This is a genomic window from Chitinophaga sp. SVR4-12A (assembly GCF_056754765.1).
The window spans coordinates 701331-713634 of record NZ_JBPGWP010000002.1; the positions used below are offsets into that span (position 1 = coordinate 701331).

A 12304-nucleotide genomic window follows, 5' to 3' on the forward strand; every position below is an offset into this window, starting at 1 on the left:
TTGCTTACCGGTACTATTCATTATGCACAGGCGCAGGCCATTGGGGCCGGCGACCTGGTGTTTACCGGTATCAATATCTTTGATGATAATAGCACCGGCAGCACTCAGAACGATGCGTTTTCGTTTGTACTGCTCCGTGATTGCCCGGCCAATACCACTATTTATTTTACAGACCTGGGCTGGACAGGCTCCGGCTTCCAGTCGCTGGCCTGTTCCGCGGGCAGCGGCTCACAAACAGACGGTGTATTACAATGGTCTTCCGGCTCAGCTGTGATAAGGGCAGGTAAGCAAGTGGTAATTTCCTGTAAATATTCCCGCACGGCTACTATAGGGACGGTTACCGGGGTAAATACCACCAATAATAGCAAGAATGACGTTTATACTGCATGGATCAGCCTGGGCCTTGCCGGCGATCAGCTCTTTGCATTTACCGGCAGCCTGGCTGCACCGACCATTATAGGCGGTATCAATGTAAACAGGAAAACCTGGGAGAGCTCCGTGGATGTCTGCGATTTTAGTTCATCTTCTTCCGTAAAGCCGGCAACAAGCGCCGTGCTGGATTTTCCCAGCATTAACGCAGTGAATGCAAGATATAATTGCAGTACTACCTTTGGTGTACCTGGCTCACTGCGCAGCGAGATCCAGGATACCACTAAATGGAATAAGGATTATACGCTTTCAACCAGCTTCCCATCCTCCTTCAACCTGAAAAATACGCCTTCCTGCGATCTTACCGTAATAGTGCCCGACGCTAACGGGATTGTATACGTTAATAACCAGTCTCCCACACCGGGCAGTGGCAGCAGCTGGTCCCTGCCTTTGGCTGAATTGCGCGATGCCCTTACAGCGGCTGCCATTCCCAACAGCGGCATTAAGCAGATCTGGGTGGCCAAAGGCACTTATAAGCCAACGGCCTCCGGAAACCAGGCTGCTACATTCAGCATACCGGTGGATGTTGCAGTGTATGGCGGTTTTGCCGGTAATGAGGCAACGCTGGCCGCACGGAATATTCCTGCCAACCCGGTTATACTCAGCGGTGATATAGACAACAATGACGTGCTGACCAACGGTATCGTGTTACGCGCTTCCGACATCCGTGGCAATAACAGCTTCCAGCTGCTAACGGTTCCCGTGGGAGCCAGTACCAAACGGACGCTGGATGGCGTGACCATTACCGGCGGCAATGCCGTTTCTTCCGCAGGAGGTGGTATGGGTACCTCTGGCGACATCACGATTACGAATGTAAAATTCTATGGAAATGCTGCCAGCTTAAGAGGGGGTGCTCTATACTGCGGCGCCGGAAATGTAGCGCTGAGCAACTGTGTTTTCTTTGGTAACAGGAGCAATGACCGCGGGGGCGCTATCGCACAGGATGGTGGCGTTTTAAAGCTAACCAACGTTACCGCCGGCGGCAATAGTGCTGTCAATGGGGCAGGAGGCCTGTACGTGACCGGCGGCACCTTTACCACCTATAATACCATCATTTCAGGAAATACATCCACCAGTGGCCCGGCAGATACCTACTTCTCCGGCGGGACAAACAATTTCTATTATTCCATACTGGACGATCAGTATTATACTAACACAGCCACCCACCAGGCGACGCCTGCGGTAGCATATACAGATCCCGCCAATGGCGATCTGCGTCTTACCACTGCCAATTACGGTATTAATAAAGGCGATCCGCAAACCAATAATTCCGGTTACGCAGCGCAGGCAGGCACATTGGACCTGGCAGGGCAAACCCGGATCAGCAACACGATTATTGACCTCGGCGCATATGAGTTCCAGGCAATAGCACAGACGCTCACTTTCCCGGCATTAGCGCCTGCGGTCTACGGCGATGAGAACATTGATCCGAAAGCGACTACTACCGGCGACGCTACTATTATTTATACATCCGGTAACACCGCCGTGGCGCAGATCGTGAACGGTAAGATCAAGACCACCGGTGTAGGTACCGTAACGATCACCGCCAATGCACCGGCTACCAATACTTATCTGCCGGCAGGTCCGCTGACACGTTCTTTAATAGTTAGTAAAAAGCTCCTGACTATCAAGCCCGATGATGTCAGCCGCCCGTATGGCAGTCCCAATCCCCCCGCTACATTTACTTACACCGGCTTTGCATACAGCGAGGATGCCAGCGTGCTCACCGGCGCACCAACCGCTGTTTACGGCGGCACGCAGACCAGCGATGTAGGCACCTACCAGATCACGGCAAACCTTAGCGGTGTATCCAGCAACAATTACGTGTTCTCTGCAGCAACTGGTACTTTAACCATTACCCAGCAGCAGCAAACCATCAGCTTTACGCTGCCGTCCAATGCTACTTATGGTGATGCACCGGTCACACTGACGCTGAATACAGATGCAGGGCTGCCTATCGTGTACAGTGTTTCCGGTCCGGCCAGCATTAGCGGGAACATCCTGACCATTACCGGTGCAGGAGCTATCACCGTGACGGCCAACCAGCCTGGCGATGCTAACCGTGCGGCAGCACCGCAGGTGCAGCAAACATGTATCGTAGCCCAGGCGGTGCTGACCCTCACTGCGAAAGATAAGACGAGGCCCTATAACCAGGCCAACCCGGCGCTGGATTATGATGTGAGCGGTTTTGTGAACGGGGAAAATAACAGTGTGTTAAGCGGCGTAGCAGATATCAGCACTACCGCGGATATCAGCAGTCCGGTAGGTAATTACCCGATCACCATCGCTACCGGCTCATTAAGCGCTGCCAATTATTCGTTCAGCTTTGTGCCGGCTACACTCAGCGTCACACAGGCATCACAGGCCATCACCTTCCCGGCTATTGCCGATCAAACATACGGTGTTGCTCCTTTAACCCTGAGTGCTACCAGCGGCAGCGGCTTGCCTGTTACCTATACGGTGACATCCGGTCCGGCTACTATTAGCGGTAACCTGCTGACCATCACCAGCGGTGGCAATGTTACGATCACCGCCACACAGGCCGGAGATGTAAATTACACGGCAGCAGCGCCTGTATCCAATACATTCACGGTATTCAAGCGCAATCTTTTCTTAAGGATCACTAACCAGGGGCGGCCTTATGGCACGAACAACCCCGCACTGACCTATACCTGGGATGCCTTTGTGAACGGTGATGACGCCAGCGCGATATTTGATATACCGCAGCTCAGCACCACCGCAGATGCCAGCAGCTCGCCGGGTAATTACCCGATCACCGTTACTAATCTCGGCGACCTGAGCTCTGTTAAATACTCCGTTATTCCTGTCAACGGCACCTTATCGGTGAGTGTGGCGCCGCAGACCATCAGCTTCCCGGCTATTGCAGACAAAACATACGGCGATGCTGCCTTTGCAGTCAGCGCTACCAGCAGCAGCGGTTTGCCGGTTAGCTATAGTGTAGTAGGCGGCCCTGCCACCCTTAGCGGTAACAACCTGACTATCACAGGTACAGGCACGGTTACGATCGCTGCCGACCAGGCAGGAGATGGCAACTATTCAGCGGCCAGCCAGACAACGCAGACATTTAATGTAAACAAAGCAGTGCTTACCGTCACTGCTAACAATAAAACGAAGAGTTATCTGCAGGCCAACCCTGCACTGGATTACACCATCAGCGGTTTTGTGAACAGTGAGAATAACAGTGTTGTAAGTGGTGCTGCTGATATTACCACAACGGCTGATATTAACAGCACACCGGGTACTTATCCGATTGCTGTAGCAGTGGGTAACCTGGGCGCTGCAAACTATACCTTCAGCTTTGTAAGCGGTACGCTGACGGTGAACCAATCAACTCAAACCATCAGCTTCCCGGCTATAACAGATAAAACATATGGCGATGCTGCCTTTGCACTGAACGCTACCAGCAACAGCGGCTTAGCAGTAACGTATACCGTACTAAGCGGCCCTGCCACCATCAGCGGTAACACAGTTACCATCACGGGTACAGGCATGGTAACTATCGCTGCCGATCAGGCAGGTAATGCCAATTACCTGGCAGCAGCGCAGGCCACGCAAACGGTCAATGTGAATAAGGCGGTGCTCACTGTTACTGCTAATGATAAAGCGAAGACGTACCTGCAGGCCAACCCTGCGTTGGACTATACCATTACCGGTTTTGTATATAATGAAGACAACACAGTAGTGAACGGTGTTGCCGCCATCAACACAACGGCAGACATCAATAGCACACCGGGTACTTATCCGATCACGGTAGCAACGGGTAACCTGAGCACAGCAAACTATACCTTTAGCTTTGTGAATGGTTCACTGACGATAAACCAGTCAACACAAACGATCAGCTTCCCTGCTATCACAAATAAAACATATGGCGATGCCGCCTTTACACTGAACGCTACCAGCAACAGCGGCTTAACCGTAAGCTACAGCGTAATAAGCGGCCCTGCCACCATCTCCGCCAACACGCTTACTATCACGGGTGCAGGTACTGTAACGATCGCCGCCAACCAGGCCGGCGATGCCAACTACCTGGCAGCGGCGCAGGTTACTCAAACATTCAATGTAAATAAAGCGGTGCTTACGGTTACCGCTAACGATAAAATGAAGAGCTACCTGCAGGCTAACCCTGCACTTGATTATATGATTACCGGTTTTGTGAACAGCGAGAATAACAGTGTAGTAAGCGGTGCTGCTGATATTAATACCACAGCAGACGTTAACAGCACACCGGGTATGTATCCGATCACGCTGGCAATTGGAAGCCTCAGCGCAGCAAACTATACTTTCAGCTTTGTGAACGGCACACTGACCGTTAACCGGTCCACTCAAACGATCAGTTTCCCTGCTATCACAAATAAAACATATGGCGATGCTGCCTTTGCCCTTAACGCTACCAGCAACAGCGGTTTGGCAGTTACTTACAGTGTAGTAAGCGGTCCCGCCACCATCAATGGCAACACGGTTACCATCACCGGCACAGGTACCGTTACCATCGCAGCTGATCAGGCAGGAGATGGCAATTACACCGCAGCGGCACAGGCTACGCAATCATTCAACGTGAGCAAGGCGGTACTTACCGTTAGCGCCAACGATAAAACCAAGACCTATCTGCAGGCTAATCCTGTATTGGATTATACCATCACAGGTTTTGTATATAATGAGAATAACAGTGTAGTCAGCGGCGTAGCGAACATCAGTACCACTGCCGGTACCAACAGTGTTCCGGGTGTTTACCCGATCACGGTAGCAACAGGTAACCTGGCTGCGGCCAATTATACCTTCAACGTTGTGAACGGTACGCTGACCATCAGCAAAACCACTCAAACGATCAGTTTCCCGGCTATTACAGCCAAAACATATGGCGATGCGGCTTTTGCACTGAACGCTGGCAGCAACAGCGGCTTAGCGCTTACATACAGTGTGCTGAGCGGTCCTGCCACTGTTAGTGGTAACACAGTGACGATCACCGGAGCAGGTACAGTTACCATCGCCGCCGATCAGGCAGGCGACGCGAACTACGCAGCAGCGGCGCAGGCTACACAAACCTTTACCGTAAATAAAGCTGTACTGACCATTACCGCTAACGATAAAAACCGGATCTACCTGCAGGCGAATCCTGCACTGGATTATGTGGTGAGCGGTTTTGTGAACAGTGAGAATAGCAGCGTGTTAAGCGGCACTGCCAATATCAGTACCAGCGCCACTACCAACAGCACGCCAGGTGCTTATCCTATTACAGTTACAGCAGGCAGCCTGAATGCAGCCAATTACTCATTCAGCTTTGTGAATGGCACGCTGACCATCGGCCAGGCGTCACAAAGCATCAGCTTCCCTGCTATCACGGGTAAAACCTACGGCGATCCTGCCATTACGCTCAATGGCGTCAGCAGCAGTGGCTTAGCGCTTAGCTATACTGTTACATCCGGTCCTGCCACCATCAATGGTAATACCCTTACCATTACCGGTGCGGGCAGCATCAACGTAACCGCCACACAAGCGGGCAATGCCAATTATAACGCCGCCCCTGCCGTAAGCAATACCTTCCAGGTAGCGCCGGCTACACTGACCGTGCGGGCGGATGATAAACAGAAGGTCTTTGGCGCCAATAACCCGGCATTGACCTATACCATCACCGGTTTTGTATATAATGAGAATAGCAGTGTAATAAGCGGCGCTCCGGTACTCAGCACCACTGCCAATACTGGCAGCGGCACAGGCACTTACCCGATCAATATCACAGCCGGTACATTAAGCGCAGCCAATTACATCTTCAGCACTGTCAATGGCACTTTGACAATAGGCCTGACAGCACAGACCATTAACTTCCCTGCTATCACCGGTAAAACCTATGGCGATGCAGCCTTCACACTGAACGCCAGCAGCAGCAGTGGTTTAGCGGTGACTTATAGCGTAGTAAGCGGTCCTGCTACCGTTAATGGCAACACGCTTACGATCACCGGTGCAGGTACGGTGGCCATCGCCGCTGATCAGGCAGGCAATGCAGATTATTCACCGGCAGCACGGGCTACACAGTCGTTCAATGTTGCCAAAGCGGCGCTCACCGTTACCGCGCTGAATGATAGCCGGGCATACAATGGCACTGCCTATACAGGTAGTAAGGGCGTAAGCTATACTGGTTTTGTGAATGGCGACAATGCTGCTTCACTGAGCGGTAGCCTTACATTCACCGGTACTTCACAAGGTGCGGTAAATGCGGGAGCTTATATTATCACTCCGGCAGGCCTGAGCAGCAGCAATTACAATATTACTTATGTAAATGGCCAGCTGACCATTACACGCGCCGCACAACAGATCACTTTCACGGCGCCGGCGAACAAGAACCAGGGCGATCCTGATTTCACGCTTACTGCTACTGCCAGTTCCGGGCTGCCGGTCACACTTAGCAGCAATAATACCCAGGTGATCAGCCTGAATGGCAATACCGCCCAGGTAGGCATTGCAGGCAGCGCTGTTATTACTGCTGCACAGGCAGGGGATAACAACTACGAACCAGCGCCTTCGGTAACGCAAACCATACAGGTGAACGCCTGGACCACACCGGTGATCACTCCGCAGGGCAGCACCACATTCTGTGCCGGTAACACCCTTACCTTACAATCGAGCGTAGCGCCTGCATACGAATGGTACCGCGATGGTATCCTGGTACCGGGTGCTTCAGGCCGGTCACTCACAGTAAATGAAAGCGGCAGCTATACAGTGAAAGCGATCTACGCTCCCGGTGCAGGCATCACTTCTGCAGCTGTGAATGTAACGGTGAACCCGCTGCCGGTGGGAGATATACAGGTAAGTGGCAACACTACCATCAGCAAAGGAGAAACTATAAAGCTCACCGCTTCCGGCGGCAGCAGCTATACATGGAGCCCGGCCACAGGCCTGAACAACGTGCATACTGCCGAAGTAAGCGCAAGGCCGGCGGCCACCGTTACTTACCAGGTAACGATCAGCGGCGCCGCAGCCTGCAGCGTAACGAAAGAGATCACCATCACGGTGAAAGAAGACTTCAGGCTGGAAGCCACCAATATCCTTACGCCTAACGGCGATGGCAGAAATGATCTCTGGGTGGTAAAGAATATTGACATGTACCCGGATAACGAAGTGCAGATCTTTGACCGTGCAGGACGTATCATCTACCGCCAGCAGCACTATGCCAATAACTGGAATGGTAAGGTGAACGGGCAGCCCCTGGCAGAAGGCACTTATTATTACATCGTAGACCTGGGTGAGAATAAACCGAAGTTCAAAGGCTTCATTACTATCATCCTCGACAAATAAATGCAGATCATGAAGAGATATATCAGTTATATAACCTTGCTGTGCGCTTTTGCGTTCAGCAGCTTTCACGCAGCGGCGCAAAGCCTGGGTAACCCGGCCACGCTGTATGAACCACTGGCGGCGCAATACTTCCTGGATCAGTACATGGCCAACCCGGCTATGGCAGGTATAGATACCGGTCTGCATATCTATGCTGCCTACCAGAAACAATGGTCGGCTATCTCCGGGGCGCCGGAAGCCAAAGCGCTGACAGCGGATTATATGCTGGGAAAACGTGTAGGCATTGGCATGAATATCTATAACGATAAAGCCGGCCTGCTGAACAATACCAAGCTGGCCTTTACCTATGCTTATCACCTGCCTTTAAGCGCTGAAGGCGCCAGCGTGCTGCACTTTGGTTTATCTGCTGCTTTCATCGCAAGCCGTTTGGATACAAAAGCCGTGAACGGCGATATCATGGATCCATCTATCGGCGCCTATAACCGCCGGGATAACTATTTTGAAAGCGATTTCGGTATGGCATTCACCCGCAACGGCCTTACGCTGCAGGCATCCCTGCCTAACCTGGTCAGCTTCGTTGATAATAAGTCGGAAGATATGGGCATCAACCGTGCCCTGTTCTTTAGCGCGGCGGCGTATAAATTTGAAACAGGGGAACAGCTGACGTCTATTGAGCCTAAAGTATGTTTTCGTGGTGTAAAAGGATATGACAATATCATAGACGCCGGCGCCAATTTCGTTTTTCTCGATCATCTCCTGAACGCTTTCGGTATGTATCATACTTCTAAAAGCTTCAGCGCCGGCGCCGGTATTAATTACAAGTCGACAGCAGGCGTGCAGTTCACTTATAATTCGCAAACCTCCGGTTTAAGCAGTTATACCAACGGTACTTTTGAGCTGAACCTGGTGCTGCACCTTTTCAAATGACAAAGTAGTATTCCTATATATCCCTATGTGCCCTATGCCCTTCCGCTGCAGAAGCCGGGAGGGCTTCTTTTTTACAGGATGCCGTGCAGTTCCATGTACTGTAGCAGCATGATGGTTTTTGCGTCGCGGATCTTCCCGTGGTCTACCATTGCCAGCGCATCTTCAAAAGGCACTTCCAGCACTTCAATATCTTCCTGCTCCTGTTCAAGGCCGCCGCCATGATTTACCTGCATCTCTTTGGAATACTCCGCTATAAAGAAGTGCAGGATCTCTGTTACTGATCCGGGCGACATATAGGCTTCAAACACTTTGCGCACATCTCTCACTTTATAGCCGGTTTCCTCTTCCGCTTCTCTTCTGATAGCTGCTTCGGGGCGGTCATTGTCCAGCAGGCCTGCACAGGCTTCTATCAGCATACCGTCTGCATTGCCGTTCACATAAGTGGGCATCCGGAACTGCCGGGTAAGGATAACAGTTTCCTGTTCAGGGTGGTATAGGAGGATGACGGCGCCGTTGCCCCTGTCGTATACTTCGCGCTCCTGTAACTTGATGGGGCCACCCGGGCGCTGGTAATTGTAGCTGATCTTTTTCAGGAGGTACCAGTTATCAGACAGCAGCTCTTCTTTTGTGATCTTAATAGCAGGGTTCATATAAAATGATTAGATTTGATCGTTTTTGATTAATTTGATCAAATATAGCACTTATTATTTTATGGGATACCCGGAAAGAAAGAAAAAGATATTGAAGGCACTGGAAGACGCAGGCGATATGGACGTACAGCAGTTGTCGGACCAGCTGGATATATCGCCCGTAACCATGCGGCGCGATCTGCAGCGCCTGGCGGCGGAAGGCTTACTGATCAGGACCCATGGCGGGGCCATGAAGCCGGAGACAGGCCCGCGGTTTCCTGCTTTTACAGACAAAGCCGCAGCCGCGCAGGAGCAGAAGCAGCAGATCGGAAAGCTGGCAGCTTCCCTTGTTCAGCCCGGGGATACTATTTTCCTGGATTGCGGCAGCACGGTGTTTTGTATGTGCCCACACCTGCAAAAGATCCCTGGCATCCGGGTCATTACCAATTCCCTCCCGGTGCTGTCGGCTTTGATACACATACCGGATATCACTATCAATTTAATAGGAGGGGAGCTGGACCAGGAGCGGAAAGCTTTACATGGCTGGCAGGCCATCCGGCATATTGAGAGCTACCATGCGGCAAAGGCGTTTATTGGGGTAGATGGCTTATCAGTAGAAAGCGGGTTGACTGCTTTCAGTGAAAAAGAAGCGGGTATCAGTACGGCGATGAGCAGCAATGCGGATACGGTGTACCTGCTTTGCGATGCGTCTAAGATAGGGAAGGATAGTTACTTTAAATTTGCGCCGCTGTCATTGTTCCATTACCTGCTTACGGATAAGGGGATTTCCCGGGCGCAGCAAAAGGCACTGGCGGCGGAGGGGGTGAAGGTGATGAAGGGATAACAAAACTTAGTATTTTAGCCTTCCTATGACTCACACCTTTACCATTCAACCGCTGTACCCGCATCCGCAGACCGTTGCCGCGCTGGCAGACCTGCTCATTGAAACCGTCGCCAACGGCGGCTCCGTCAGTTTTATGCACCCATTAGCGCCGCAGCAGGCCATTGCCTTCTGGGAAAACTCCCTGGCCGCTGCCGCCCGCGGAGAACGCGTTGTACTGGGTGCGCTGGAAGGCGAAACCCTGCTGGGTACCGTTACCCTGTTGCTGGATTGCCCTCCTAATCAGCCCCACCGGGCCGAGATCGCCAAGATGATGACCCGCATCCTGCACCGGAATAAAGGCATTGCCCGCGCTTTAGCCCTTGAGGCAGAACGCATTGCCATTGAGCGGGGTAAAACACTCATCAACCTGGATACCGCGGCTGATGAAGGCGCTGCCGGCTTCTATGAGAAGCTGGGATACCTGAAGGCCGGCGAGATTCCCGACTATGCCCTTAAACCACACGGCGGCCTGACTGCTACCATCCTTTACTACAAACGGATCGGTCCGCCAGGAGGCGCTTAGACTCATGGCATAATTGTGGGAATTCCTTGCCCTGAGCGGTTTTTGTGTTAAAAAATTAGTATATTACTGATAAGCACACTTAGGATTATGTCAGTACTACCAATGGTTTCCGACAATCAGACGATGAAATGCCTCGTAGGGGCAGTACAGGAACTATCGCTGGCCCGCAGCCTGGATGCCGTTATGCGCATCGTTCGCTCCGCTGCCCGCCGTCTTACCGGCGCAGATGGCGCCACCTTTGTATTGCGGGACAATGGGATGTGTTATTATGCAGATGAAGACGCCATCGCCCCGCTCTGGAAAGGACAGCGCTTTCCCATGAGCAGCTGCATCAGCGGCTGGGCCATGCTGAACCGTAAACCGGCTATTATAGAAGATATTTACGAGGACAGCCGCATACCCATCGATGCTTACCGTCCTACCTTCGTAAAAAGCCTGGTCATGGTGCCGGTAAGAAGCATGGATCCTATTGCCGCTATCGGTAACTACTGGGCGCACAGGCATGTTCCTACAGAAGAGGAAATAAGCCTCCTGCAATCCCTGGCAGACATTACCGCGGTGAACATGGAGAATGTGTACGTTTACAACGAACTGGAGCAGCGGGTCAATGAACGTACCCAGGAATTGCTCGATTCCCTGGAACGCGAGAAGAGAATAAATGTCAAAAAGAGCCAGATAGTGTCCATGGCCTCCCATGAGCTCAAAACGCCCCTCAGTGCCATCCTCTCCAGCGCCTTCCTGCTGGAACAGCAAATAGGGGAGGACAGCGAGGGGAAAAAGGCCAAACACCTGCAGCGCATTAAATCGTCTGTAGACCGCCTTACCGGCATGCTGAACGACTTCCTGGCTAACGACCAGCTGAAGCAGGGCAAAGCCGAAACCTACCGCGAAACATTCAGCCTGCCGGCCTTTGTGGAAGAGCTCGTGGATGAGATCACCGGCACCTTCAAAAGAGGGCAGAAAGTGAGATATGTGCACGCCGGTGAAACCGACATCATACAGGACCGGAAAATACTGCGCCACGTGATGCTGAACCTTCTTTCCAACGCCAGCAAATACTCCGGCGAGAACCAGCCGGTAGACCTGCGCACCATTGCATCAGACAACAACGTTACCATCACAATAAGAGACTACGGTATTGGTATCCCCTATGAAGATCAGCAAAGGATCTTCAGCGACTTTTTCCGCGCCAGCAATGCCATGAGCATCCAGGGCACTGGTCTCGGACTGAATATCGTTAAGCACTATACGGAGCTGCTGGGCGGCACCATCAGCTTCAAAAGCATCCCCGGTGAAGGCACCAGCTTTGAGCTGAAGTTTAGCAGCTAGCTACTAGCTATTAGCTACTAGCTACTAGCTGCTAGTAGTAAGCTTCCGCATAGCAGTGTCTGGCCCAAAAGCTTGACCCAAACCTGCAGCTGGGAGCTTTTAGCTTACGGCTTGACACTTGTGGCTGGTAGCTTATTGCTAGTAGCTGGTAGCGAGCAGCTAGCTACTAGCTACTAGCTGCTAGTAGTAAGCTTCCGCATAGCAGTGTCTGGCCCAAAAGCTTGACCCAAACCTGCAGCTGGGAGCTTTTAGCTTACGGCTTGACACTTGTGG

Annotated in this window: 6 protein-coding genes; 5 read left to right on the plus strand and 1 reads right to left on the minus strand. The window is 52.1% G+C overall.

What is annotated here, in order from left to right:
- The gene (locus ACR9Y8_RS29160; protein ID WP_481216834.1) at positions 1–7740 is read left to right on the plus strand and encodes an MBG domain-containing protein; all 7740 of its coding nucleotides are present in this window, start codon (positions 1–3) and stop codon (positions 7738–7740) included.
- 9 nt (positions 7741–7749) lie between these two features.
- The gene (locus tag ACR9Y8_RS29165) at positions 7750–8667 is read left to right on the plus strand and encodes a PorP/SprF family type IX secretion system membrane protein (RefSeq protein ID WP_481216835.1); all 918 of its coding nucleotides are present in this window, start codon (positions 7750–7752) and stop codon (positions 8665–8667) included.
- A gap of 71 nt (positions 8668–8738) precedes the next feature.
- Here ACR9Y8_RS29165 and nudK read toward each other — a convergent pair whose 3' ends face one another.
- Positions 8739–9317 carry a GDP-mannose pyrophosphatase NudK gene (gene nudK, locus ACR9Y8_RS29170; protein WP_481216836.1) on the minus strand — a complete coding sequence of 193 codons (579 nt, stop codon included), beginning with the start codon at positions 9315–9317 and terminating at the stop codon, positions 8739–8741.
- A gap of 61 nt (positions 9318–9378) precedes the next feature.
- Between nudK and ACR9Y8_RS29175 the strand changes: the two genes are divergently transcribed.
- The 3 genes from ACR9Y8_RS29175 to ACR9Y8_RS29185 all read left to right on the plus strand — a co-directional run bounded on the left by ACR9Y8_RS29175 (position 9379) and on the right by ACR9Y8_RS29185 (position 12031).
- Entirely contained in the window at positions 9379–10140 is a 762-nt protein-coding gene (locus ACR9Y8_RS29175; protein ID WP_481216837.1) for a DeoR/GlpR family DNA-binding transcription regulator, read from the plus strand.
- 25 nt (positions 10141–10165) lie between these two features.
- Positions 10166–10702: a GNAT family N-acetyltransferase gene (locus ACR9Y8_RS29180; protein WP_481216838.1), complete on the plus strand. Its 537-nt coding sequence runs from the start codon at positions 10166–10168 to the stop codon at positions 10700–10702.
- A gap of 87 nt (positions 10703–10789) precedes the next feature.
- Positions 10790–12031: a GAF domain-containing sensor histidine kinase gene (locus tag ACR9Y8_RS29185; protein ID WP_481216839.1), complete on the plus strand. Its 1242-nt coding sequence runs from the start codon at positions 10790–10792 to the stop codon at positions 12029–12031.
- Positions 12032–12304: the final 273 nt, after the last annotated feature.